Here is a 26843-nt window from a genome sequence, read left to right on the forward strand (position 1 = left end):
GATAGAGAATTTAACGAGGTGGCTTGGGTGAAGGACCGTAATTTCTTAGATACCGTTATGGAGTTCGAACAACAGCTCGAAGCAATGCAGGAGCAATTTGGTGCATTGAAACAATTTGTAGCGTTAATGATGGAAGAGCATAAGGCGCTTGAAACAGAAAATCATCACCTACGTACACGTCTAGAAGAACTACTTTCTAATACAAACTCCGTACAAGCTGCTGAAGTAAAGAAAGAGAGTCCGCTAGATATTGGTGAGGGATATGATAACTTAGCTCGCCTCTACCAAGAGGGCTTCCATGTTTGCCATGTTCATTTTGGAAGTTCACGTAAGGGTGAGGATTGTCTGTTCTGTCTATCATTTTTAAATAAACAAAATGTGTAATAAAAGGCTGATTCCCGCTACGGTGGTGTCAGTCTTTTGTTTTGTAGCGTAGGAGGAGTAAGCATGGAAAAATGGCTAAAAGGTGACGAGCGGTTAGATTATTTGTTGGCTGAGAATTTACGTATTATTCAAAGTCCCTCTGTCTTTTCGTTCTCATTAGATGCAGTATTGCTTTCGAAATTTGTCAGTATGCCTTATCATAAGGGAAAAATCGTTGATTTATGCTCAGGAAATGGTGTGATTCCACTTTTTTTAAGTGCACGTACAAAGGGACAGATAACAGGCGTAGAAATTCAGCCACGTTTATTTGAGATGGCAGAGAGAAGTATCCGTTACAATCAGCTAGAACAGCAAATTCAAATGATTCTTGGAGATGTTAAAGAAATACCCAAACAACTTGGCATTGAAAAGTATGATGTGGTTACCTGTAATCCACCCTATTTTTTAGCACATGAAGCGAGTGATAAAAATCTTAGTGAGCATCATGCCATTGCACGCCATGAATTGTATTTAACATTGGAAGAAGCGATTCAATCCGCAAGTAAATTATTAAAGCAAGGGGGCAAGGCCGCATTTGTTCACCGACCTGGGCGATTATTAGATATTGTGACAGCTATGCGAGCAAATCGCTTAGAGCCCAAACGGATGCAGCTCATTTATCCGAAGGAAGGGAAAGAGGCTAATACATTATTAATAGAAGGAATAAAAGATGGAAAGCCTGATTTAAAAATTCTGCCGCCGTTGTATGTTTATGATGCCAATAATGAATACACGACAGAAGTGAGAGAAATTCTTTATGGAAAAGAGCAATAATCACTACTTTTATGTGTTAGAGTGTGCTGATCAAACTCTTTATGCAGGGTATACAAATAATATAGAAAAACGTGTTGCTGTACATAACGCTGGTAAAGGAGCAAAATATACAAGAGCTAGAGGTCCAGTGAAATGTATTTACAAAGAAATATTCGAGACAAAGCAAGAAGCAATGCGTGCTGAATATGCCTTTAAGCAATTAACAAGAACACAGAAAATTAATTATATAAGGAGGGGTGAATCGTGAAATCACAAAAAAGTACAATACACGATCAGACAGGTTGTTTATATCTGGTAGGAACACCTATTGGTAATTTAGAGGATATGAGTGTGCGTGCACTTCGCATTTTAAAAGAAGCAGATATTATCGCTGCAGAAGATACTAGAAACACCAAAAAGCTGTGTAACTACTTTGAGATTGACACACCACTAATCAGCTACCATGAGCATAATATAGCCGTAGGTGGAGAAAAATTATTAACATTACTACAAGAAGGAAAAACAATAGCATTAGTAAGTGATGCAGGTTTACCTTGTATTTCTGATCCAGGTGCAGATATAGTGGAAAAAGCAATTGCCCAAAACTTTTCTGTTGTACCAGTGCCAGGGCCTAATGCAGCAATTTCAGCATTAATTGCATCTGGGTTATCGCCACAACCATTTTTCTTTTATGGATTTTTGAATCGCGGAAAAAAGGAACGTCGCCAGCAATTAGAACAATTAAAAAAACGCCAAGAAACGATTTTACTATATGAGGCACCACATCGCTTAAAGGATACATTAAAAGATATGGAAGCTATACTCGGAGAACGTCGTATTGTTTTAGCTCGAGAGCTGACAAAGAAGTTTGAAGAGTTTTTACGAGGTACTTTGTCTGAAGCTGTAGTATGGTCACAAACTGAAGAAATACGAGGAGAGTTCTGTATTGTTCTTGAAGGTAATAGCTGTGTAGAAGAGGAAGATCGTGAAGAAGCCTATTGGCAAAACATGTCCATTGTTGAACATGTTGATTTCATTATCAATGAATCGAATGTATCTTCAAAAGAAGCCATTAAAGAAGTAGCTAAGTTAAGGCAAGTGGCAAAGCGAGATGTTTATAATGAATATCATAGTGAATAATAGTAAAGAGTTACCTTATTAGGGTAGCTCTTTATTTTTATTTAGTTAATGACTCGAAACTTAAAAGTTGAAAAGTAATAATTTTGAGACACAATTTTAAATTGATAATAATTGTAAATAATAGTAACCTTAAATAGAAAGGTCTGACATGGACATTATAAGGGGTTAAGAAATTGGTTATATTAATAAACAGAAACACCTAAATCACTGTTTTGATTTAGGTGAGAAACTAATTATTTTTTTAAGTTAGATTGAATTTCTTTAACTAACATTTCTGCGCCTTCTGGACTTAAAATTAATTTGCCTCCAACTAGACGGAAGTTATCATCTGAAACTTCACCAGTAACAGCACATGTCATATTAGGCATATATTTTTTTAAGATGATTTTATCATCATCCACATAGATTTCTAAAGCGTCCTTTTCAGCAATACCTAGCGTACGGCGTAACTCGATAGGAATTACTACACGACCTAACTCATCGACTTTACGAACAATCCCTGTTGATTTCATAATAGATTTCCTCCTAATTTATAAAAGTTATATTGGTATTTCGTCAAATTTCGACATTAATTCTTTGTCTGATAGTTATCATACCAAGTAATGCCATAAACGTCAATTAATTAATGCACTAATATTATGGTTTTTAAAAAAAATTTTTGAGAAGAATGCAGGTATTTTAATTTTTTTAAAAGGTTTTTAATAAATATTTTTGTTAATAGTAAAAAAGGTTCTTATTTAAGTCATTTAATGGATTAAATATATTATTCGACATTTTTCGCGTTTAATAAACTTTCATTGAAACGAATTTCGTACTTCGTTAGAATAGAAAGTATATTGTAAAACAATGGAGGCAGTTCTTGTGAGTGAACAACAAAAAACATTCTATATAACAACACCCATTTACTATCCAAGTGGGAAATTTCATATTGGTACGGCATATACAACAGTAGCATCTGATACTATTGCACGCTATAAACGTTTAAAAGGTTATGATGTACGCTTTTTAACAGGAATGGACGAACATGGCCAAAAAATTCAAGAAAAAGCAGCAGAAGCGGGTAAACATCCTCAAGATTATGTAAATGAAATTGCCGATGCTGCGAAAAAACTTTGGGGTTTAATGGATATTTCTTATGATGACTTTATTCAAACAACGCAGGATCGACATACGAAAGCTGTCGAAAAGATTTTCCAAAAGTTTTTAGATAATGGTGATATCTATAAAGGTGAATATGAAGGTTGGTACTGTACACCGTGTGAATCATTCTTTACTGAGACTCAACTAGTTGACGGGAACTGTCCAGATTGTGGTCGTCCGGTGCATAAGGTTAAAGAAGAATCGTACTTCTTTAATATGAAGAAATATGCAGATCGTTTATTAGCTTATTATGAAGAAAACCTTGAATTCATTGAGCCAGAATCACGGAAAAATGAAATGATTAACAACTTCATTAAACCAGGGCTAGAGGATTTATCGGTATCAAGAACATCCTTCGACTGGGGAATTAAAGTACCAGGAGATCCAAAGCATGTTATTTATGTATGGGTTGATGCATTAACGAATTATATTACAGCCTTAGGTTATCTATCAGAAGATGAATCATTATTCAATAAATATTGGCCAGCAGATGTACATGTAGTTGGCAAGGATATTGTTCGTTTCCACACGATTTATTGGCCAATCTTCTTAATGGCATTAGATTTGCCATTACCGAAAAAGGTATTTGCTCATGGTTTTATTATGATGAAAGACGGTAAAATGTCTAAATCAAAAGGCAATGTAATTTATCCTGAAATGTTAATCGAGCGTTATGGTCTAGATGCCACACGTTATTTCCTATTACGAGAATTACCATTTGGCTCTGATGGGGTATTTTCACCAGAATCATTTATTGAACGTACAAACTTTGATCTGGCTAATGATTTAGGGAACTTATTAAATCGTACAATTTCAATGATTAATAAATATTTTGATGGTATTATTCCGACAGAAAATCTTCAACCGACAGAATTTGATGCAGCTTTAAAAGAGCAAGCTGAGTCGGTACGTATTAAATATGAAGAAAGTATGGAAAAAATGCAATTTAGTGTCGTTCTTGCTGACTTATGGACGCTTGTTTCACGCACAAATAAGTATATAGATGAGACACAACCATGGGTGTTAGCAAAGGAAGAGTCAGACAAGCCAAAATTAGGTGCAGTTATGCGAAATTTGGCAGAAAGCTTACACCAAATCGCTGTCATGTTGCAACCATTTATGACAACAACTCCTAAACGTATGATCGATCAGTTAGGATTAGATGACAAATTCTTAGCATGGGATACAATTGCAACATTCGGCAATACTATTCCAGCAAACATTAAAGTGGTAGAAAAAGGGATACCGATTTTCCCACGCTTAGAAAATGAGGTTGAGATTACTTATATTCGTGAGGAAATGCGTGGGTCTGTGAAAACACCACAGGATGAAGAAATTAAAAAGGTAGAAAAAACTGAAGAAAATCCAGAAATTCCTGAAATTACTATTGATGATTTTATGAAAGTTGATTTGCGTGTAGCTACTGTGACTGCATGTGAAACTGTTCCGAAAGCAGATAAATTATTAAAGCTACAAGTTGATCTAGGATATGAGCAACGTCAAGTAGTTTCAGGTATTGCGAAATTCTATACACCAGATGATTTAATAGGTCAAAAAGTGATTGTCGTAGCAAATTTAAAACCAGTAAAATTACGTGGTGAAATATCACAAGGAATGATTTTAGCTGGTGAGAAAGATGGAATTTTAAAATTAGCATCAGTTGATCCTAAACTTGAAAATGGTGCAAAAGTAAAGTAATGAACTTAAGGAAGGCCTGCTGAATATGAATTATTCAGCAGGCTTTTCAAATCTGTTAGAGAAATCGGGATTAAATTATTTTGATATAATTTATGATGCGTGAAAAACTTGGTTTTATGGGCCCGAAGAACTACTTGTGGTAATGTCGATTAAGTGGAATGTCACAATGTCGAATAGTTTGTAATGAAATTGTAATGATCACGAAAAATATGAAATAATAAATTTTAATAAAATCAATGTTAGGAGAATGAAGATGTTTATAGATACACACGTACATTTAAACGCAGATCAGTATGAGGAAGATCTTCAAGAAGTGATTGATAGAGCTCTTGAAGCTAAAGTAGAACGAATGGTAGTTATTGGTTTCGACCGTAAAACCATTGAGAGAACAATGCAATTAATAGAGCAATATGATTTTGTTTACGGTGTCATTGGCTGGCATCCAGTAGACGCTATTGATTGTACTCAACAAGATTTAGAGTGGATTGAGCAATTAGCTTCACATCCAAAAATAGTTGGCATTGGTGAAACGGGATTGGACTACTATTGGGATAAGTCTCCAAAAGACGTTCAACAGGAACTTTTTCGCAAGCAAATTCAATTAGCTCAAAAGATCAATTTACCAATCGTTATTCATAATAGGGATGCAACAGGTGATGTTGTACAAATTTTACGTGAAGAAAATGCTGCATCCGTAGGGGGTGTTATGCACTGCTTTAGTGGAAGTGTAGAAACAGCGTGTGAATGTATAGCAATGAATTTTATGATTAGTCTTGGGGGACCAGTGACATTTAAAAATGCACGTCTACCAAAGGAAGTAGCTACAGAAATAGCTCTTGAACACTTGATGATTGAAACAGACGCTCCTTATTTAGCTCCACATCCACATCGAGGTAAGCGCAATGAACCCGCTTTCGTGCCTTTAGTTGCTGAGGAAATCGCACGTTTGAAAGGGTTGACAATTGAGGAAATTGCACAAGCAACTACAACCAATGCGAAAAATTTTTTTGGGATTGACAATTAACTAGCTTAGATGCCTCCAATACAGGGTTTGTGGTTGGCAAAAAACAAGAAGTCAATTTTCAGAGAAATACTTTCGGGTTGACAGTGCCAAAACTAGTCCGTATAATCCAACCTTGTATTAAGGAGGCGTTTTTTCATGTCAAATAATTCCATGAAAAACTTGTTCTTAGGATCATTGAGGAGTAAGCAAACAGTGATAAGAATTATCTCACTTGTCCTGTTTGTGTCTGTAATCTCTTTCGTGCTTTATCAAGGTACGAAAAAATCCGTTAAGCTTGAAGCAAATGGAGAAACAATCGAAGTATCAACACATGCCAAAACTGTAGAACAATTATTACAAAATCAAAATATAGATATAGCAGAGCATGACAAAATTTCACCCTCTCTGAACACCAAAATTGTTAATGGATTAGCAATTACATGGGAACAGGCAAAAGAAGTAACTATTTCAGTTGATGGAAATCAGTCAAAAGTTTGGACAACTGAAACACTTGTGAAAGACATTTTGAAGGAAGCAAATATTAAAGTATCTGAACATGACTCTTTAGCGCAAGGTCTAGATACTGAACTAGGAGCAGATAACAAAATCGATATTCAAAAAGCGTTTCAAGTAGCGCTTGTCGATGGCGTAAATAAAAGACAAGTATGGTCCACTTCGACTACGGTCGCTAACTTTTTAAAACAACAAGGAATTCAGCTAAATGAATTCGATCGTGTCGAAAATAACCTGGAGAACGTTATTACTCCGGAGAGTAAAATCACAGTAGTTCGCGTAGAAAAGGTTATCGATGTAGTGGAAGACTCTTTAGATTTCGCAGTTGAAAAGAAGCAGGATGCTTCATTGCAAAAGGGGAAACAAAAAGTAGTAGCAACGGGCGAGAAGGGTTCGATTTCTCGTACGTATGAGGTTGTCAAAGAAAACGGTAAGGTTGTGGCAAAAAACCTACAATCTGAGAAAGTGTTAAAAGAGCCGAAGAAGCAAGTGGTTGCTGTAGGCACAAAAACAATTGTTGCAAGTGCAGCAACTGTGTCACGTGGTTCTGCAGAGCCTACTAACGGAAAAGAATTTTATGTAACGGCAACAGCATATACACCATATTGCAACGGTTGTACTGGTACATCAGCAACTGGTATAAATCTACGTTCAAATTCTGGCTTGAAGGTGATCGCAGTTGACCCTTCTGTTATTAAGTTAGGATCAAAGGTTTGGGTAGAAGGCTATGGAACTGCTATAGCTGGGGATACTGGTGGGTCAATTAAGGGTAATAAGATTGACATACTTGTACAAACAGATGCCCAAGCACGTAACTGGGGACGTAAGAAAGTGCGCGTTAAAGTATTAAATTAAAAAAATTGTAAAATTAATCAAAATGTTTTTCACAAATGGAGCTTTCCTGTTTTGACTGGCGGGAAGGCTTCTTTATTATTTTTTTAGCAAATGATGTTGTAGGTATGTAGAGAGAAAGTTGAATAAGATAAGCTCATCTGAACCTTGTATTCCTGTACAAATCGTATAGAGCAGTTGTAAAATGGTCAGAAGATAAGGTAGATAGAAAAGAGGAGCCTTTTTGCAAATTAAAGAAATTATTGTTGTTGAAGGAAAAGATGATACGACAGCTATTAAACGTGCTGTACAAGCAGATACTATAGAAACGAATGGATCTGCAATTTCTGAAGAAACGTTAAAGCGAATTCAGCACGCACAAGAAAAACGTGGAGTTATCGTATTTACTGATCCAGACTATCCAGGACGTCGAATACGCGCCATTATCGAGGAGCGTGTAAAAGGGGTGAAGCATGCCTTTTTACCAAAAGCGAAAACGATCGCTAAAAACGGTAAAGGGTTAGGGATTGAGCATGCTGCTGATGAGGATATACGTGAGGCACTACAACATGTCTATACCCCTACACATGAGGTGCTAAACGAAGAGGTAATTACACTGGAAGATTTAATGACTGCTCGTTTAATTGGACATCCACAATCAAAGCAACGTCGTGATAGACTAGGGGAAATTTTAAATATAGGTGCTACAAATGGTAAACAACTTCATAAAAGATTGAAAATGTTTCAGATTACAGAGGAGCAATTTGGTGCGGCTATCGCACAGTTAGATCAGGAGGAAAATGATGCATAAGGATATTGCTACACCAATTCGAACACAAGAAATATTAAAAAAGTATGGTTTTTCATTTAAAAAAAGTTTAGGTCAAAACTTCTTAATTGACCCGAACATTTTAAGAAATATAGTGAGTCACGCCAATTTAACTGAGAATAGTGGCGCAATTGAAGTTGGTCCTGGGATTGGGGCATTAACTGAGCATTTGGCGAGAAGCGCTAAAAAGGTAGTTTCCTTTGAAATTGACCAACGTTTATTACCTGTACTAGAAGATACGCTTAGTCCATATAATAATGTGTCTATTATTCACTCTGACATACTTAAGGCAGATGTGGAGAAAGTAATTGCAGATGAGATGCCAGGTATTGATGATATTATGGTTGTAGCAAATTTACCGTATTATGTAACGACCCCAATTTTACTGAAATTACTCAATGACCGATTACCGATCCGTGGTTTTGTTGTGATGATGCAGAAAGAGGTAGCAGACCGTATAACAGCTAAGCCAGGGACGAAAGAATATGGTTCTTTATCAATTGCAATACAATATTACGTGAAAGCAGATATTGCGATGACAGTGCCAAAAACCGTTTTCATGCCGCAACCTAACGTCGACTCTGCAGTAATTCGCCTTATTAAGCATGAGGAACCACCAGTAAAAGTAATAGATGAGGATTTTTTATTTGTTGTAACGCGTGCTTCATTCGTACAGCGAAGAAAAACAATCTATAATAACCTGCAATCTGGTTTACCTAATGGAAAGGCACAAAAGGATCAAATTTTACAGGCATTAGAGTTAGCAAATATTGAGCCAACTCGCCGTGGAGAAACACTTTCAATTCAAGAGTTTGGGAAATTAGCTGATGCACTGCATCCTGTATTTGCAAAGTAAAAATTTTTGTTAACAATTTTTCGGATATGTAAAAAAATATATATTTTTTTATAAAAATAAGTTGACAAGATTTATAAGAGGCTGATAAAATATTATATTTTGTTGACATTTTTGGGCCATTAGCTTATACTTGTTATTAGTGAGGTGTAAGCGAAAATGCCAAAAACTTTAGCGGACATTAAAAAGTCGTTGGATTGTCATTTGGGTAAACGTTTGCAATTAAAAGCAAACGGTGGTCGCAAGAAAACGGTTGAGTGTGCAGGGATACTACGTGAGACATATCGCGCCATCTTTGTAGTAGAGCTCGATCAAGAAGACAATACGTGCAAGCGCGTATCGTATAGCTACACAGATATTTTAACTGAAGCAGTAGAGATTACATTTTTAGACGAAGCAAAGGCTGCTGTCGCAAAATAGTTTCTAGTACTTATTTCTATATTTTAGAAACACTCATGTATATTAAAAATACATGAGTGTTTTGCGTTTTCACGGGCATACTAAATTCGTCAGTTGTTAAAGGAGGAGTTTATATGCCTAGAAAAGGTATCATGTCACCTCGTTTAAAAGAAGAGATCGCAAAAGAACTTGGATTTTATGATGTTGTGCAAAAGGAAGGCTGGGGCGGCATAAAAGCTCGTGATGCTGGTAATATGGTCAAACGTGCCATAGAAATGGCAGAACGGGCAAGTAGTGAGCAAGAGCGTAAGTAGACTGTTTTTGCTAAAATAGTCATCTTATAAAGTTTCATTCAGCAGGGATGAAAATCCTTACTGACACAACAAATACAACTGACGAGAGAGAGCCGTTACTCCGAATAGGGTAAACGGTTCTTTTTTTCCATTTTCGTATTCTCAATATGGTAAAATAAAATGAATAATCTTGCGCGAAAAAAAGAACTGTTTATACGTGTAGCTATAAGGAGGAAGAAAGATGCTTTATGTAAAGGCGCCTGCAAAAATTAATTTAACATTAGATGTACTTTATAAAAGACCGGATAATTTTCACGAAGTGGAGATGGTTATGACAACAGTCGATTTAGCTGATCGTATCAGTCTTGAATCTCGAGAAGATGGTGTTATTCAAATAATTTCAACAGATAATTTTGTACCAAATGACCATCGTAATTTTGCTTATCAGGCAGCGCGTCTCATTAAAGATACATATGGCATTAGACAAGGTGTATCCATTACGATTGAAAAGGAAATCCCCATAGCAGCAGGACTCGCAGGAGGTAGTAGTGATGCAGCTGCAACATTAAAAGGGCTAAATGAACTGTGGGATTTAGGTTTATCAATAGATGAATTAGCGGAACTTGGTGCTAAAATTGGTTCGGATGTTTCGTTTTGTGTTTACGGAGGCACGGCACTCGCTACAGGACGAGGCGAAAAAATAAAGGAATTACCAGCTCCACCTAATTGTTGGGTTGTACTAGCTAAGCCTAAAATTGGTGTGTCGACAGCAGAAGTTTATGGGGGTCTTAAGGTTGAAGGACTGCAACACCCCAATACACAGCAGATGATACAAGCTATAGAGACAAAAGATTATGAGCTATTATGTTCTTCATTAGGAAATGTTTTGGAAACTGTAACATTTAAGCTACACCCAGAAGTTGTGATGTTAAAGGAACAAATGAAGCGCTTTGGGGCAGATGCCACGCTAATGAGTGGAAGCGGTCCAACTGTATTTGGGCTAGTGGATAGTGAAGCTCGTGTAAGTCGCATTTATAATGGTTTACGTGGTTTTTGTGAGGAAGTTTATGCAGTACGAATTTTGGGTGAGCGAAATACGCTTGCTTAGAAACGCAAATTTGTGTTAATTTTACCTATAAATATTCGTGTTTAGGAGAGGGTCGCATGAAATGGAAGCGTAGTGAACGACTAGTTGATATGACGTACTACTTACTAGAACATCCACATCAGCTGATCCCGCTAACTTATTTTTCAGAACTATATCAATCTGCTAAGTCATCCATTAGTGAAGATTTAACGATTGTAAAAGAAACATTCGAAGAAAAAGGAATCGGGTTATTGATGACAGTGCCGGGTGCTGCAGGAGGAGTAAAGTATATTCCGAAAATGTCCGAGGCTGAAGTACGTTTAGTGATTCAAGATTTAAAAGCAGAGCTAGAACATTCAGATCGATTGTTACCAGGTGGTTACTTATTTATGACGGACTTGCTTGGAAACCCAGATTTAATTAATCGTGTAGGAAAGGTCTTTGCTTCGGCCTTTGCAGATCAACAAATCGATGTCATAATGACAGTAGCAACTAAAGGGATATCCATCGCTCATGCCATTGCAAGACATTTAAATGTACCAGTGGTTGTTGTGAGAAGAGATAGTAAAGTAACAGAAGGTTCTACAGTAAGCATTAACTATGTATCTGGTTCTTCCAGAAGAATTCAGACAATGGTATTATCAAAAAGAAGCATGAAGAGTGGACAACGTGTATTAATTACTGACGACTTTATGAAGGTCGGCGGTACTATGAATGGCATGAAAAATCTCTTAGAGGAGTTTGACTGTCAGCTAGCAGGCATTGCAGTGCTTGTGGAGGCTGAGCATGCGGACGAAACATTAGTAGATGATTATTATTCACTTGTAAAGCTTCATGAAGTTAATGAAAAAGATCGAACAATTGCATTAAGTGAAGGTAACTATTTTTCTAAAAGGGGACATGACAAATGAAAGTAGTAGCAACAACAAATGCACCAGCAGCAATCGGACCATATTCACAAGGTATTATTGTTAACGGTATGTTTTATAGCTCTGGTCAAATTCCATTAACAGCTACAGGAGATTTAGTGGAAGGCGATATAACTGTACAAACAAATCAAGTATTTGCTAATTTAAAAGCTGTTTTAGCGGAAGCTGGAACTTCTTTAGATAATGTTGTGAAAACAACGGTCTTTATGAAAGATATGAATGACTTTGTAGCGATGAATGAAGTTTATGCAAATCATTTCGGTGATCATAAACCAGCTCGTTCAGCTGTAGAGGTAGCCCGTCTTCCGAAAGATGTAAAAGTAGAAATCGAAGTAATCGCAATCGTAAAATAAATAAAACTTATTAAGCTCACTAAAGAGAATCTTTATTCTTTTTAGTGGGTTTTTTTACGCCGACAAACAATTGTCAAAAATTACGTATATAAGAAAAAATATTATTCTAATAAGTATTCAAATTTTTTAGAAAATTTGATAGACTATGAAAAGGAAAATATTCGGTAATTGAGAATATAATATTTTCATTTAGGCATCCAAGAAGAGAGGTGGTGAGAAAATGGAAGTTACTGATGTGAGATTACGTCGGGTACAGACGGATGGTCGCATGCGTGCGATTGCTTCCATTACACTTGATAATGAATTTGTTGTTCACGATATTCGTGTCATTGATGGAAATACTGGATTATTTGTAGCTATGCCTAGTAAACGAACACCAGATGGGGAATTTAGAGATATTGCTCATCCAATTAATTCTGATACTCGAAATAAAATTCAGGAGATCATTTTAAACGAGTATCATAACTCTAGTGAAATAGAGGAAGCTGGTAAAGAAGAAGAATTAGAGGGAATCGGTGTGTAATAAATAGTAAATAACTTACTTTTTAAGGATATGTTACAAACTTACGGTAAAAAAGATAGGAAGAACTCTTCTAGTTGGAAGGGTTCTTTTTATTTTGATAAAAAGATAATATGAGCAATTTCAGGATATACTTCATGACATTCGAGCATAAGGTGCATTGGATTTAGGAATTCATGTTTTTGTCAACTCTACATGCCTTGAAAATAGATGAATTTTGCTATATAGTCATAAGAGAAAATGAGCGTATTGGAGGACTTACAGATGAGCAATATTTTTGCTGTCATTTTGGCTGCAGGTCAAGGTACACGTATGAAGTCCAAATTATATAAAGTGCTCCATCCAGTATGTGGGAAACCAATGGTACAACATGTGGTGGATCATATTCAGACGTTAGATGTGAATCGCATTGTAACGGTTGTCGGACATGGTGCTGAAAAAGTGCAACAACAGCTTGGTGATAAAAGTGAGTATGTGCTGCAGGCTGAACAACTAGGTACAGCGCACGCTGTGCAACAAGCAGAGGCCATTTTAGGTAATGAAGAAGGTACAACATTAGTTGTATGTGGAGATACACCACTAATTCGTCCTGAAACGATGCAAGCTCTATTCGAACATCATCAAGCAAAGAATGCTAAAGCAACTATTTTAACTGCAATTGCTGAAAATCCAACTGGCTATGGCCGTATATTACGTGGCAGTAACGGACAGGTGGAGCAAATTGTTGAACAAAAGGATGCTTCAGCAGAGCAGCAATTAGTAAAAGAAATAAACACAGGCACATATTGCTTTGATAACAAATTATTATTTGAAACATTGAAGCTTGTGAAAAATGATAATGCTCAAGGTGAATACTATTTACCAGATGTCATTGAAATTTTACAAAAGCAAGGTGATATTGTTGAAGCATATGTCACTGATGATTTTGAAGAAACACTAGGTGTTAACGATCGCGTGGCTTTATCACAAGCCGAGACATTAATGCGTACAAGAATCAACGAGAAGCATATGCGGAATGGTGTAACAATTATCCATCCTGAAACAACGCATATTAGTGCAGATGCAGTTATTGGGCGTGATACGGTGATTCAACCTGGCTCAATGATTGAAGGTGCTACTGTAATCGGTGAAGATTGCATTATCGGGCCAAACACTCAAATCATAGATAGCCGCGTTGGTGATCGTACAACTATACATTCTTCAGTTGTCCGTGAAAGCGCTATTGCAGAGGATACTGCTATTGGGCCATTTGCTCATATTCGACCACTTTCAGACATCGGTAGTCATGTCAAAATTGGTAACTTTGTAGAAGTGAAGAAAAGCAAGCTAGATAACGGCTCGAAAGTTTCACATTTAAGTTATATTGGCGATGCTGAGATCGGTAGTAACGTCAATATTGGTTGTGGTTCCATTACAGTAAACTATGATGGAAAAAACAAGTTCAAAACAATTATTGAAGATGATGTATTTGTAGGATGTAATACTAACTTAGTAGCGCCAGTGAAAGTTGGAAAAGGTTCATTTATTGCAGCAGGTTCTACAATTACAAAAGAAGTTCCTGAAGATGCACTTGCCATAGCTCGTGCAAGACAAGAAAACAAACCGAATTATGTAAGCAAATTAAATTCAAAATAATTATCAACTAAACAGGAGGCCATCATGCCGTATCATTATGCAAACTCACAATTAAAAATATTTTCACTTAACTCTAATAATCCATTAGCTCAAGAAATTGCGCAGGAAATGGGCGTAGAATTAGGTAAATCTTCTGTTAAGCACTTCAGTGATGGAGAGATTCAAATTAGCATTGAAGAAAGTATTCGAGGTTGTGATGTGTTTATCGTGCAGTCTACTTCTGCACCTGTAAACGAACATTTAATGGAGCTTTTAATTATGGTAGATGCAGTTAAACGTGCATCTGCTCGTACAGTAAACGTTGTAATGCCTTATTATGGTTATGCACGCCAAGATCGTAAAGCAAAAGCGCGCGAGCCAATTACAGCTAAATTAGTGGCAAACCTACTTGAAACTGCTGGTGCAACACGTGTTATCGTATTAGATTTACACGCACCTCAAATCCAAGGGTTCTTCGATATCCTAATCGACCACTTAATGGCAGTACCATTACTATCTGATTACTTCAAATCTAAAGGTATTCCAGGAGATGAGATCGTTATTGTTTCACCAGATCATGGTGGGGTAACACGTGCTCGCAAAATGGCTGAACGATTAAAAGCACCGATTGCAATTATTGACAAACGTCGTCCGAAACCAAACGTTGCGGAAGTGATGAACATTGTTGGTAATGTTGATGGTAAAGTGGCAATCTTGATTGATGATATTATTGATACAGCAGGTACAATTACAATTGGGGCAGATGCGTTACGTGCTGCTGGTGCAAAAGAAGTTTACGCTTGCTGTTCACACCCTGTATTATCTGGTCCAGCAATTGAACGTATTGAAAACTCTGCTATTAAAGAATTAGTGGTGACAAATACAATTCAGCTTTCAGACGAGAAAAAATCTCCAAAAATTACAGAGCTTTCTGTAGCTAAATTAATGGCGGATGCTATCTCTCGCGTTTATGAAAATAAATCTGTAAGTACTCTATTTGATTAATAAATATTGTAAGTATAAGACCAATCTACTCTTTGAGAAGATTGGTCTTTTCTATATAAATTGGACACTATTTCATCAAGACGAAGAAATAGATGAGTGTTTTATGTGTGAGCCTTCTCACAAAGGGGTATAATAATAATGTGTCTTAATAATATTTACTCTACCTTAAACAAATAGAGCTAAGTATTATCATAGCCTACAACGAATTATTGTTGAGGCGTAAATAATTTTCTTGGAAGGGGAATAAAGAAGTATGAGTACAGTATTAAGTGTTTCAAAGCGCGAAACTGGGCATCGTTCAACATTAACCCAACTTAGAAAAGGGGGAGCCATTCCTGCAGTTATTTACGGCTACAAAGTAGATTCAACCCCAATTTCTATTGCTGCAAAAGATTTTAAAAAGTCCATTCAAAAAAATGGGCAAAATAGTGTGTTTTCGCTAGAGTTAGAGGGGAAAAAGGTGAATGCTGTTGTGTCGGAGATTCAGCAATGTTCATTGAAAGATGAAGTAAATCATATTGACTTTTTAGCCATTAATATGGCGGAAGAGCTAGAAGCTGATGTCCCGATTAAATTACTTGGACAGTCAGTTGGTGTGAGTGAGGGCGGTATTTTAATGCAGCCTAACTTAGAATTAAAAGTTAAAGTAAAGCCAACAGAGTTACCCGAATCAATTGATGTGGACATTTCATCGTTGAAAATTGGGGAATCCCTAACAGTAGCAGATATTCGCGATGCTACACCTGTTGAAATTATTAGTGAAGATGATTATATGTTAGTAACCATTGTGGCGCCTGTTTCTGTAGAGGAAGAGACTACAGAAAATGAAGAAGGGCAAGAGTCAGTATAAAAGTAAATACGCTTAAGGCTAATAAGAAGGCTATAGCTTTCTTGTTAGCCTTATTTTTTATGCCTTTTAACAATTGTACAAAATGCTTTCTAGGCGTGCTATATGGTAAAATAATGACTATTAGATTTGAAAGAAGAGAGGTACTTATGAAAATTATCGTTGGTTTAGGAAACCCAGGTAAACCTTATGAGCATACAAGACATAATATCGGCTTTGATGTTATTGATGCGTTAGCAGAAAAATGGGGAACACCTTTAACAAATTCAAAATTTAACGGGATGTACACAACTGTACATCGACCAGAAGGAAAGGTTCTACTTGTTAAACCATTAACATATATGAATTTATCAGGGGAATGTGTTGGTCCCCTAATGGACTATTTTGACATAGAGGTAGAAGACTTAATTGTCATTTATGATGACTTGGATTTAGAGACAGGTAAATTACGTCTGCGACAAAAAGGGAGTGCAGGTGGTCATAACGGCATTAAATCATTAATTCAACATTTAGGCACTCAGGAATTTAATCGTATTCGAGTGGGCATTAATCGTCCACCAGCGGGCATGAAGGTAGCAGACTATGTGTTAGCTAAATTTTCGAAGGAAGACCAAGTTCTTATGCAAGACGCCATTGTAAATTCTGTAAACGCTGTTGAAGCATCTCTTTCAAAGCCGTTTCTTGATGTGATGAATCACTTTAACGCAAGCAAATAGATGGAAGTAATAAAATTTCTGTTAAAGTTTTTGGATAATTGGCATGGTGTAAGGTGAGTAATGAGCTGCCTTACACTATTATTACAGCTAATACTTGTAGTGAATAGTCTTAGCTACAGGTAAAAATTAATTCTCTAATTTTTACGTTATTGCAATGAGGATGACAGTGAAAAGTGCATAATCCTTTTTATAAATGTCTATACTTTAAGTAGAAAGTTGCTTAAAGGAGGATGATTTGGAGATGTCAGTTCGCTATCGATGTCGGCATTGTGAAGTAGAAATAGGGACACTACCATTTGATGCAGATGATACAATTCGAAAGTTGCATATTTTCGAATTGGGAGAAGCGGATGATTATGTTGAGAAAGATCAACATGGTCAAACGACTGTGCACTGCATTTGTGAGCAATGTGAGGATTCGCTGAGACAATATCCAGATTATCACGCACTCAATAAATGGATTCAATAATTGGAAGGATGCTTTGACACACTTATGTGTGTTCAAGGCTTTTTCCATTTCATAAAACAGCCATTAATAGAGATATGTAAAATAACACTAGAATAATAGAAATAAAAATATAGAATTTATGCTGAAAGGAGCTTTTGACTGTGGAGGTTTTACGACAGCTTGTGTCGCAAGATAAACATATTACATCATTTTTAAAGGAAATTCAGAGCGGTCAAACTGCATCACAGCTTATAACAGGTTTAACAGGAAGCGCACGCCCAGTAATGGTTGATGTGTTATTTGAATATGTAAAGAAGCCAATCTACATTATCTCTCCTAATCTATTGCAGGCACAAAAAATGGTGGATGAGCTTGCTGGACTATTAGGCGAGGAACATGTTCACTATTACCCTGCGGATGAATTTATTGCAGCTGATCTTTCTGTGGCTTCACCAGAACTTCGCGCGGAGCGAATCGCGACGCTCGATTGCTTAGCTAGAGGGGAGAAAGCCGTATATGTAATACCTGTGGCTGGTCTACGTAAAATAATGCAACCAAAAGAACACTGGCTACATTATTTTTTACAAACTGCATTAGGCGAAGATGTTGAAATTGATAAATGGTTGCAAACGTTAGTTGAGATGGGCTATGTACGGAATTCAATGGTGACATCACCTGGAGAGTTCGCATTACGTGGGGGAATTTTAGATATTTATCCACCTTATTTAGAATCACCAATTCGTATTGAATTATTTGATACAGAGGTTGATTCCATACGAACATTTTCAGCAGATGACCAACGTTCTATTGATAAATTACAAAAAATTCGTATTCTTCCTGCTTCCGAGGTCATTCTTACGAAATCAGAAAGACAGGCATTAGCAGACCGTTTAGAAGTGGCATTAGCAGCCAGCCTAAAGAAGGTGAAAAAGCAGGAGACAAAAGAACTTCTGTATCAGCATATTCAATATGATATTGAGTTGCTACAGCAAGGAAATTTACCTGATTATGTAAACAAATATGGCTCATTATTATACGATAAAACAGCCTTTTTGGGAGATTACTTTGAATATGATGGTATTGTACTTTTTGACGAGCTTGGACGTATTCAAGAGGTAATGGATGCATGGGAACGTGAAGAAGATGAATGGTTTTTATCTTTAATCGAAGAGGGAAAAATGGTTCATGATGTCAAACCCGCCTTCTCATTAAAAGAAATATTGGCGATGTTGTCACAACAAAAGCTTTCATTTTCATTATTTTCGCGAACATTTGCAGGGATTACGTTTAATAAAACAACTAACTTTTCTTGCAAACCAATGCAGCAATTTCATGGACAAATGTCCTTGCTTCAAAGTGAGGTTGAACGCTGGTTACTTGGCAAATTTACAGTTCTCATCATAGCAAGGGATAAAGAACGAGTAAAAAGGGTTCAGCAAATGCTTGAAGAATACGATATTCATACAGCGATAGGTGAGCCAACAGAACCTGGTATTTATATTGTAGATGGTGGCTTGTCGAGTGGCTTTGAATTGCCCCTACAGCGTTTAGCAATTGTAACAGAAGATGAGCTCTTTAAACAGCAGGCAAAGAAAAAAGCACGCACACAAAAAATGACCAATGCTGAACGTATTAAAAGTTATACGGAAATTAAGCCAGGTGATTATGTTGTACATGTTCATCATGGGATTGGTAAATATATTGGTGTAGAGACATTAGAGGTTAATGGTACACATAAGGATTACCTGCATATTCGATATCGTGCAGACGATAAATTATATGTCCCTGTAGAGCAAATAGACTTAATCCAAAAATATGTGGCGTCAGAGGATCGTGAACCAAAGCTACATAAATTAGGTGGAGCAGAGTGGAAAAAGGCTAAAGCGAAGGTATCCTCTGCTGTACAGGATATTGCAGATGATTTAATAAAGCTGTATGCAAAGCGTGAAGCAGAGAAAGGTCATGCTTTTACACCTGATAACGACGACCAACGTAATTTTGAAGCGATGTTCCCTTATGAGGAAACAGAGGATCAGCTACGTTCAATTGTTGAAGTAAAACGAGATATGGAACGTGAACGCCCTATGGATCGTTTAGTCTGTGGCGATGTAGGCTATGGTAAAACAGAGGTAGCCATTCGTGCCGCATTTAAGGCTATTCAAGATGGAAAGCAAGTGGCATTCCTTGTCCCTACTACTATCTTGGCTCAGCAACACTATGAGACAATTCGTGAGCGCTTTCAGGATTTCGCCATTAATGTTGGATTGTTATCTCGCTTCCGTTCGAAAAAAGAGCAAACAGCCACATTAAAAGGCTTAAAAGAAGGCCGAGTCGATATAGTTATTGGAACACACCGTATTTTATCTAAAGATTTAATTTTCCAAGACCTTGGTCTGCTAATTGTGGATGAAGAGCAACGCTTTGGTGTGACGCATAAGGAAAAAATTAAGCAGTTAAAGACAAATGTCGATGTCTTAACTTTAACAGCTACACCTATCCCAAGGACACTTCATATGTCCATGGTAGGGGTCCGAGATTTATCTGTTATTGAAACGCCTCCTGCTAATCGCTTCCCAGTTCAAACATATGTGATGGAGCACAGCGGGGCATTAGTACGAGAAGCTATTGAGAGGGAAATGGCACGTGGCGGACAAGTATTTTATTTATATAATCGGGTTGAGGATATGGCTCGAAGGGTTGAGGAGATTCAAGTACTCGTCCCTGAAGCACGTATAGGCTTTGCTCATGGAAAAATGACTGAGTCAGAGCTAGAATCAGTGATTTTAGCCTTTTTAGAGGGCGATTATGATGTGCTTGTTACGACAACAATTATCGAGACTGGTGTCGATATACCGAATGTAAATACATTAATAGTCCATGATGCTGATCGCATGGGCTTAGCACAGCTCTACCAATTACGCGGGCGCGTTGGACGTTCTAACAGAGTAGCTTATGCATATTTTATGTACCAACGCGACAAAGTTCTGACAGATGTAGCGGAGCAACGTTTACAAGCAATTAAAGAATTTACAGAGCTTGGCTCAGGCTTTAAAATTGCGATGCGAGATTTATCTATTCGGGGCGCAGGAAACTTACTTGGAGCGCAGCAACATGGCTTTATTGATTCAGTTGGCTTTGATTTATATTCACAAATGCTTCAGGATGCCATCGCGGAACGTCAAACAGGCGTGAAAAAAGAAGAAAAGCCAGATATAGAAATTTTGCTGAGTATTGATGCTTATATTCCAGACGCTTACATTCCAGATGGTTATCAAAAGATCCAAATGTATAAACGAATTAAAGCCATGGATCAGGTGGAGGAGTATGACGAAATCATGGAGGAATTAGAGGATCGATTTGGCGATCTTCCAATTGAAACAGAGCGTTTACTTCGAATAGCACGAATGAAAGTTTGGGGCTTAGGTGCGGGAGTAGTATCTGTAAAGGAGAAGCAAAAACTTATTACAATACTATTGTCAGAACAAGGGACGGCAAGTGTCGATGGCAGTAAGATTATTGAAGAATCGATGAAATTCGAGCGTGCTGTTGGTTTTGGTATGGATGGCATGCAGTTAAAATTAACAATAGATGAACGCAAGAGTGGGAAATATCAACCCTTTGATATGTTGGAAGAGCTAATGCAAATTATTGATAAAGCAAAAAAGCAGCAATAGTAGTTAAAAGGCTAATCTTATCTTTTACCATAAAAGATAAGATTAGCCTTTTTCATGTTGCTTCAGTAATCATCATCTCTAACATATTTGCTCACAGGAATAATTGATTTTTTTCCAATATTTTTTATGAATTAATTATAGAAACTTATTCCTTGGGTAATCTAATAAAGAGTTGATTGATGTAATACCGTTTTTTGAAAAAAATTGATTGATGGTTGTGAAATCCTTTTTCTTCAGTTTTTGCATAGATTGCTCAAATAAAAACCATACTATCATTGAATTAAAATTTCATTGTAGCGAAAGCGAGGCATTAGAATGAAGGCAACAGGAATTGTTCGTCGTATTGATGATTTAGGGCGTGTAGTTATTCCAAAAGAAATTCGTAGGACGCTACGTATTCGTGAAGGCGACCCGCTTGAAATTTATACGGACCGTGAAGGCGAAGTCATTTTAAAGAAATATTCTCCCATCAATGATTTGGGGGAATTTGCAAGAGAATATGTTGAAACACTTTATGAAACGATGGGCACACCAGCATTTGTCACTGACCGTGATGAAGTAATCGCTGTTGCAGGGATAGGGAAAAAGGAATATATAAATCGTCGCATTACGTCCTTTGCGGAAAGCTTTATGGACGAACGCTCCACAAAAATAGAAAAAATGGAGACAACGATTGAAATTGTCCCTGGACAATATGAGCAAGTAAAATCATATTGTGCGACACCTATTATGGTGAATGGTGACCCAATAGGCTGTATTATCGTCTTGTCTAAAGTACACTTTGTTGGTGAGGTAGAAGTCAAAGTAGTGGAAACAGCTGCAAACTTCTTAGCAAAACAAATGAATAGTTAATGCATGGAAAAGTTATTGCGATGACCTTTAAGGCTGAACAATAACTTTTTTGCGTACATAAGGATGAATCATTATAGGAACAGTAGTGCCACCTTGCACGTCAAACTTTTGAGATATGCTATACTATTGGCATTGTTAAGAAGGAAAGAGGGCAATTTATGTCGCAACGTTTTGGTATGAAAAGCTACATGAAGGGTGCCGCCTTATTGACGATAGCAGCCCTTATTGTAAAAGTTCTTAGTGCCATTTACCGTGTGCCTTTTCAAAATCTAGTAGGTGATGAAGGCTTTTATATCTATCAACAGGTATATCCAGTTATTTCAATCTTCGTTGTTTGGACATCTAGTGGCTTTGCTATAGCCATTTCTAAAATGCTTGCAGACAATGATTGTATTGTTGATACAATAGAACGTGATGAAAGACGTCGCACTATAACACAGGTAGTTTTCAGGTATTTAACGGTATTATCACTACTGTTTTTTGCCATTTTATTTGGAGGTGCTGAAAAGATTGCCCATTTAATGGGAGATATTCAATTAGCACCACTTATTCGTACAGGCTCCTTAGTAGTATTGGTTATGCCGGCGCTGGCTATTTTAAAAGGTAGCTTTCAATCTAGAGCAATTATGGAGCCTATTGCTTATGCCCAAGTACTTGAACAAGCAGTGAGAGTAACTGTCATATTAGCAGGTACCTTTCTTATTATGACAACGACTAAATCTCTTTATGGTGCAGGAAAAATGGCTGTTATCGGTACAGTAATTGGAGAAATTACAGCCTTGCTATTACTTGCTTATATCTCATATAAACGATTTGGTCTACTGCAAGTTAAACAACATCTACAACGTAATCCAAGTTTACCTATCATTAAAGAGGTCACTTGGCTCAGCTTGAGTGTCAGTATGAGTGGTCTACTACTACTTGGCTATCAATTGGTCGATTCATTTACAATCTATTCTTCATTAATTGATAATGGCATGACTCCTACAATTGCAAAGGAAACGAAGGGTATTTATGATCGAGGACAACCGTTAGTTCAACTAGGTGTTGTCATTGCATCCTCATTGTCGTTGGCCATTGTGCCACTTGTCGCCCATTTGTCGAAAAAACAAGCGGGACGTAGTGCAGTACCATTCATACAATTAACATACAAAGCATCCGTCCTGTTCGGCTGGTCTGCTGCACTAGGCTTAATGCTAGTTATGCCTTATTTAAATGAAATGCTTTTTAAAACCAATTCCTTATCGGAAGTATTGATTGTCTATGTATTTCAAATTGTCCCTTTGTCGATTATCCTTACATTTACAGCGATCTTACAAGGCTATGGAAAATTAAAAAAACCAGCTTTATTTCTCATAATTGGTTTTCTAATAAAAATTATATTAAATGTACGTTTAATTGGTGGATTAGGTGTACTAGGAGCTGCCATCGCAAACGATATAGGATTATTATTAACAGCAACCTTGCTAATTATTTATTTAAAAACATTGACTGGCATTCAATTAGCTTCAGGCGCATTTTATAAAAAAGTAGGTATAGCCTCCTTCAGTATGACAATCGTCGTTCTTATATGGTTACAGCTAGTATCGTCCTTGTTAAACCATTTGATGTCTTCACGTATGATAGCCATGGTGGCGGGTTTGACAGCAGTATCTATTGGGGCGTTTGTTATGCTAACAATTATTGCAAAGAAAAGAGTACTAATAGAAAAAGAATGGTATTTACTGCCGTTTGGACGTAGAATGGCTGTTTACCAACTTTGGCTAAATTCAAGGAAGTAGGTGTAATATTGAATACATTAACAATTATTGGTTTAGGTGCAGGTGACTTTAATCAGCTGCAAATGGGTGTTTATAAAAAATTAAAGGCTGCTAAAAAATTATATGTACGAACAGTGGATCATCCGGTTTTAGAGGAATTAGCAGCAGAGGGTGTGGGATTTGAAAGTTTTGACGACGTTTATGAAAAACACGATACATTTCAACCTGTGTATGCAGAAATAGCTGATTCACTTATAGAAGCTACCGCTGTTGAGGATGTTATGTATGCTGTGCCAGGGCATCCACTAGTTGCAGAGCAAACAGTGCAATTACTTATTGCAGCCGCAAATGAAGGGAAAATTGAGCTAGTCATTGAGGGTGGTCAGAGTTTCTTAGATCCCATTTTTGGTGCGTTAAAAATAGATCCAATTGAAGGCTTTCAATTACTTGATGGTACTAGTTTTTCAATGCATGACATTAACATGCGTCAGCATATCTTGATCGCTCAAGTATACGATACATTCAGTGCATCAGAAGTGAAGTTAACGTTGATGGAGAAATATGATGATGAGTATCCTGTGACAGTTGTGACAGCGGCTGGATCTTCACAGGAACAGATTGTCACAGTGCCACTCTATGAACTCGATCAAAGTGTAGAAGTAAATAATTTAACAACAGTCTATGTACCACCTGTAAAATCACAGGAGGAGTCATTAAGAGATTGGACAACATTCCGTCAAATCATTGCAACGCTGAGAGGTCCACATGGCTGTCCTTGGGATCAAAAGCAAACACATGAGTCGTTGAAAAAATATTTACTTGAGGAAGCACATGAATACTTGGCTGCGGTCGATGCTGAGGATGATTTTGCTATGATTGAGGAACTTGGTGATGTGTTGTTACAAGTATTTTTGCATGCACAAATTGGAGAAGATCAAGGTTATTTTACACTTGAAGATGTGTTAGCTTCGATTAGTAAAAAAATGATTCGCCGCCATCCGCACGTTTTTGGGGATGTTGCAGTAGAAGATGCAGATGATGTTGTGGCTAATTGGGAGGCTATTAAAGCTGAGGAAAAAGAAACTAGCGACAAACCTTTATTAGACGAAGAATATAGAGCATCTTCGGCATTACAGACAGCCTACAATTATCAAAAAAGAGCTGCAAAAGTGGGCTTTGATTGGCCAGATGTGGAGGGAGCATGGGATAAATTTACCGAGGAATGGCAGGAATTTCGCCATGAGGTGACGAAAGGCTCTAATGCGTCCCGTCTTGATGAATTTGGCGATGTATTGTTCACATTAGTAAACTTAGCACGTTTCTATAAATTATCACCAGAAGAAGCCATGCTACATGCAAATGAGAAATTTGCAAGACGTTTCGGCTATGTTGAGCAACAGGTAAAGGCAAGTGGAAAACCATTTTCCGATTTTACATTAGAACAATTAGATGCATTTTGGAATGAAGCAAAGCAACTAGAAAAGGAGTAAGATTATGAGATTAGATAAGTTTTTAAAAGTATCCCGTTTAATAAAACGCCGTACTTTAGCCAAAGAAGTGGCCGATCAAGGACGTATTACAATCAATGAAAAGATTGCAAAAGCAAGTAGTACAGTGAAAGCTGGTGATGAGCTTGCTATCCGTTTTGGTCAAAAAATAGTAACGGCACGTGTAGAAGAAATACGTGATACTGTGAAAAAAGAAGATGCAGCAAAAATGTTTACCATTTTGAAAGAAGAACGACTTGAAAAGATTGAGCCTGAATTTATTGATGATGAGGATTAAAGCTAAATTTATTTTCTAGCCCTCCTATTGTTGTCCTGCCTTTCTTTTTGTAGGTGAAAGTATGACACAACTTAAATAAAGTTGTCATGCTTTGAAGGTTGTCCGCATAAAGTGAACAGAAGCTAGGACGACTAAAGGAGGAAAAAAATGACGCTACATCAAGAAAGTAATCGTTACACAATTCCATCTGGAGAGCATATTTTAACGATTCGTAATCGTAAAAGAATGGACATGACTTCTGTAAAATCAATTGAACGCTTTGATCAGGAAGAGTTTTTCATTAAGACGTCCCAAGGGCACTTGTTAATCCGTGGAGAGGAACTGCATATCGTTCATTTAGATGTTGACAAAGGATTATTGACACTTGAAGGAACTGTAAAAACCTTACAGTACGACGAGGAGGAAAGTGGCTTCTCGAAAGGTTTCCTTCATAAGTTATTTGGATGATTGTCAGTGAACAATTTTATCAATTAATTGTCATGGTTTTGAGCGGTATAGCAGTTGGTTTCATAATTGATAGTATAAGGCTTATTGTTTTTTCAACTCCAAAAAGGTCAAGCCTTCGAAAGTGGATGATGGTTGTTGAGTTAATAACTTGGATTCTACTTGGAGGGTTGACATACTATTTATTATTTTGGCTAAAAGATGGCGCTTGGCGGGCTTACGACCCGCTAGCGCAAATAGCCGGAATTTTTTTGTATCAATCATTTTTTCAAACCTTTTTACGTTTCGTTGCTAGAATTTTGGTGAATATAACATGGAGACCCTTTTGGTTCATTGTGCGTTTCATAATTACGGTTATTCGACAAATTTTGCAATTATTAATAAATATTGTTATGTTTGTTATAAGACCTTTTGTCAAAATTTATTCGTATTTGTCCTACACTTTTTTTAAAAAATTACGATATTTGAAGTATAATAAAAAGCAACAATAATTATCGGAGGTGCGGACATGACTAGACGTCATTCATCAAATGATGAATCCCAAAACTTCACTAAGCTTGATAATGACTATGTCCGTAACACGGATAGAGCTATAAATCGCAAACAACAGGCTCGAAAACGTAAGATGCGTCGTATTGTCTTTTTTGCGATTGTACCAGTCATTATTATTGCTCTTCTCTTAAATGTGCTGTCACATCAGAATGAAACATTAGCAGCAAAAGAGAAATCCAAAGAAGAAGCGAATCGGCATCTCACTGAATTGAAAGAGGAACAAGATACATTAAATCTTAAAATCAAACAATTGCAGGATGATGAATATATCGCAAAGCTATTAAGAAAAGAGTACTACTTATCGGAAAAAGGTGAGATTATTTTCATCATTCCAGATAAGGAAGATAAAAAAGACGACTGAAAAGCTATGTATTGTTGACAC

29 protein-coding genes are annotated in these 26843 nt (G+C 37.0%); 28 read left to right on the forward strand and 1 reads right to left on the reverse strand.

The window, feature by feature from the left end; translation table 11 throughout:
- Positions 1-27: 27 nt before the first annotated feature.
- From yabA to rsmI, 4 genes are all read left to right on the forward strand, one after another.
- On the forward strand, positions 28-384 hold the full coding sequence (gene yabA / locus LBYS11_RS00395; RefSeq protein ID WP_004229222.1) for a DNA replication initiation control protein YabA: 357 nt from the start codon (positions 28-30) through the stop codon (positions 382-384).
- A gap of 63 nt (positions 385-447) precedes the next feature.
- Positions 448-1197, forward strand: a complete 750-nt coding sequence (locus tag LBYS11_RS00400) for a tRNA1(Val) (adenine(37)-N6)-methyltransferase (RefSeq protein ID WP_103117243.1) — start codon at positions 448-450, stop codon at positions 1195-1197.
- Positions 1181-1444 (forward strand): GIY-YIG nuclease family protein, encoded by a 264-nt coding sequence (locus LBYS11_RS00405; protein ID WP_004229219.1) that lies wholly within the window; start codon positions 1181-1183, stop codon positions 1442-1444. Before LBYS11_RS00400 ends, LBYS11_RS00405 begins: the two co-directional genes overlap by 17 nt.
- Entirely contained in the window at positions 1441-2316 is an 876-nt protein-coding gene (rsmI, locus tag LBYS11_RS00410; protein WP_103117244.1) for a 16S rRNA (cytidine(1402)-2'-O)-methyltransferase, read from the forward strand. Before LBYS11_RS00405 ends, rsmI begins: the two co-directional genes overlap by 4 nt.
- Positions 2317-2549: 233 nt before the next feature.
- Here the strand turns inward: rsmI and LBYS11_RS00415 are convergent, their stop codons facing one another.
- Positions 2550-2828: a transition state genes transcriptional regulator AbrB gene (locus LBYS11_RS00415; protein WP_004229214.1), complete on the reverse strand. Its 279-nt coding sequence runs from the start codon at positions 2826-2828 to the stop codon at positions 2550-2552.
- Positions 2829-3162: 334 nt separating this feature from the next.
- Between LBYS11_RS00415 and metG the strand changes: the two genes are divergently transcribed.
- The 24 genes from metG to LBYS11_RS00535 all read left to right on the forward strand — a co-directional run bounded on the left by metG (position 3163) and on the right by LBYS11_RS00535 (position 26822).
- Entirely contained in the window at positions 3163-5154 is a 1992-nt protein-coding gene (gene metG / locus LBYS11_RS00420) for a methionine--tRNA ligase (protein ID WP_369823948.1), read from the forward strand.
- Positions 5155-5407: 253 nt separating this feature from the next.
- Positions 5408-6178 carry a TatD family hydrolase gene (locus LBYS11_RS00425; RefSeq protein ID WP_103117246.1) on the forward strand — a complete coding sequence of 257 codons (771 nt, stop codon included), beginning with the start codon at positions 5408-5410 and terminating at the stop codon, positions 6176-6178.
- 135 nt (positions 6179-6313) lie between these two features.
- A complete protein-coding gene (locus tag LBYS11_RS00430; protein ID WP_103117247.1) occupies positions 6314-7525 on the forward strand; it encodes a resuscitation-promoting factor in 1212 nt (403 codons plus the stop codon).
- Positions 7526-7745: 220 nt separating this feature from the next.
- Positions 7746-8312: a ribonuclease M5 gene (gene rnmV, locus LBYS11_RS00435; protein WP_103117248.1), complete on the forward strand. Its 567-nt coding sequence runs from the start codon at positions 7746-7748 to the stop codon at positions 8310-8312.
- Complete coding sequence (gene rsmA, locus LBYS11_RS00440) at positions 8305-9186, forward strand: 16S rRNA (adenine(1518)-N(6)/adenine(1519)-N(6))-dimethyltransferase RsmA (protein WP_048395444.1); 882 nt, start codon at positions 8305-8307, stop codon at positions 9184-9186. Before rnmV ends, rsmA begins: the two co-directional genes overlap by 8 nt.
- 156 nt (positions 9187-9342) lie before the next feature.
- Complete coding sequence (veg, locus tag LBYS11_RS00445; RefSeq protein ID WP_004229199.1) at positions 9343-9603, forward strand: biofilm formation stimulator Veg; 261 nt, start codon at positions 9343-9345, stop codon at positions 9601-9603.
- Positions 9604-9716: 113 nt separating this feature from the next.
- Positions 9717-9896, forward strand: a complete 180-nt coding sequence (locus tag LBYS11_RS00450; protein WP_004229193.1) for a small, acid-soluble spore protein, alpha/beta type — start codon at positions 9717-9719, stop codon at positions 9894-9896.
- A 220-nt stretch (positions 9897-10116) separates the two neighbouring features.
- On the forward strand, positions 10117-10983 hold the full coding sequence (ispE, locus tag LBYS11_RS00455; RefSeq protein WP_048395447.1) for a 4-(cytidine 5'-diphospho)-2-C-methyl-D-erythritol kinase: 867 nt from the start codon (positions 10117-10119) through the stop codon (positions 10981-10983).
- 56 nt (positions 10984-11039) lie between these two features.
- Complete coding sequence (gene purR, locus LBYS11_RS00460; protein ID WP_004229190.1) at positions 11040-11873, forward strand: pur operon repressor; 834 nt, start codon at positions 11040-11042, stop codon at positions 11871-11873.
- Positions 11870-12244 carry a RidA family protein gene (locus LBYS11_RS00465; RefSeq protein WP_004229189.1) on the forward strand — a complete coding sequence of 125 codons (375 nt, stop codon included), beginning with the start codon at positions 11870-11872 and terminating at the stop codon, positions 12242-12244. Before purR ends, LBYS11_RS00465 begins: the two co-directional genes overlap by 4 nt.
- A gap of 220 nt (positions 12245-12464) precedes the next feature.
- Positions 12465-12767, forward strand: a complete 303-nt coding sequence (gene spoVG, locus LBYS11_RS00470; protein ID WP_048395448.1) for a septation regulator SpoVG — start codon at positions 12465-12467, stop codon at positions 12765-12767.
- A gap of 261 nt (positions 12768-13028) precedes the next feature.
- Positions 13029-14399, forward strand: coding sequence for a bifunctional UDP-N-acetylglucosamine diphosphorylase/glucosamine-1-phosphate N-acetyltransferase GlmU (glmU, locus tag LBYS11_RS00475; protein ID WP_103117249.1), 1371 nt, complete (start codon positions 13029-13031; stop codon positions 14397-14399).
- A 24-nt stretch (positions 14400-14423) separates the two neighbouring features.
- A complete protein-coding gene (locus LBYS11_RS00480; RefSeq protein ID WP_004229183.1) occupies positions 14424-15383 on the forward strand; it encodes a ribose-phosphate diphosphokinase in 960 nt (319 codons plus the stop codon).
- Between the two features lie 253 nt (positions 15384-15636).
- Entirely contained in the window at positions 15637-16233 is a 597-nt protein-coding gene (locus LBYS11_RS00485; protein ID WP_103117250.1) for a 50S ribosomal protein L25/general stress protein Ctc, read from the forward strand.
- 146 nt (positions 16234-16379) lie between these two features.
- The gene (gene pth, locus LBYS11_RS00490; protein ID WP_016993791.1) at positions 16380-16946 is read left to right on the forward strand and encodes an aminoacyl-tRNA hydrolase; all 567 of its coding nucleotides are present in this window, start codon (positions 16380-16382) and stop codon (positions 16944-16946) included.
- Positions 16947-17187: 241 nt separating this feature from the next.
- Positions 17188-17415 (forward strand): anti-sigma-F factor Fin, encoded by a 228-nt coding sequence (locus LBYS11_RS00495; protein WP_016993788.1) that lies wholly within the window; start codon positions 17188-17190, stop codon positions 17413-17415.
- 140 nt (positions 17416-17555) lie between these two features.
- A complete protein-coding gene (gene mfd / locus LBYS11_RS00500) occupies positions 17556-21068 on the forward strand; it encodes a transcription-repair coupling factor (RefSeq protein WP_103117251.1) in 3513 nt (1170 codons plus the stop codon).
- Positions 21069-21383: 315 nt separating this feature from the next.
- Complete coding sequence (gene spoVT, locus LBYS11_RS00505) at positions 21384-21920, forward strand: stage V sporulation protein T (RefSeq protein ID WP_004229174.1); 537 nt, start codon at positions 21384-21386, stop codon at positions 21918-21920.
- 158 nt (positions 21921-22078) lie between these two features.
- Positions 22079-23701: a putative polysaccharide biosynthesis protein gene (locus LBYS11_RS00510; protein WP_066038163.1), complete on the forward strand. Its 1623-nt coding sequence runs from the start codon at positions 22079-22081 to the stop codon at positions 23699-23701.
- An 8-nt stretch (positions 23702-23709) separates the two neighbouring features.
- Complete coding sequence (gene mazG / locus LBYS11_RS00515) at positions 23710-25170, forward strand: bifunctional methyltransferase/pyrophosphohydrolase YabN (RefSeq protein ID WP_103117252.1); 1461 nt, start codon at positions 23710-23712, stop codon at positions 25168-25170.
- A 4-nt stretch (positions 25171-25174) separates the two neighbouring features.
- A complete protein-coding gene (locus LBYS11_RS00520) occupies positions 25175-25465 on the forward strand; it encodes an RNA-binding S4 domain-containing protein (RefSeq protein ID WP_048395337.1) in 291 nt (96 codons plus the stop codon).
- Between the two features lie 147 nt (positions 25466-25612).
- Positions 25613-25912: a sporulation protein YabP gene (yabP, locus tag LBYS11_RS00525; protein WP_004229167.1), complete on the forward strand. Its 300-nt coding sequence runs from the start codon at positions 25613-25615 to the stop codon at positions 25910-25912.
- Positions 25909-26400, forward strand: coding sequence for a spore cortex biosynthesis protein YabQ (gene yabQ, locus LBYS11_RS00530; protein WP_048395335.1), 492 nt, complete (start codon positions 25909-25911; stop codon positions 26398-26400). The genes yabP and yabQ overlap by 4 nt, the downstream gene beginning before the upstream one ends.
- 17 nt (positions 26401-26417) lie before the next feature.
- Positions 26418-26822, forward strand: a complete 405-nt coding sequence (locus tag LBYS11_RS00535; protein ID WP_048395333.1) for an FtsB family cell division protein — start codon at positions 26418-26420, stop codon at positions 26820-26822.
- The last annotated feature ends 21 nt before the right edge of the window (positions 26823-26843 follow it).

The organism is Lysinibacillus sp. YS11 (assembly GCF_002896375.1).
GTDB classification, from domain to species: domain Bacteria; phylum Bacillota; class Bacilli; order Bacillales_A; family Planococcaceae; genus Lysinibacillus; species Lysinibacillus capsici.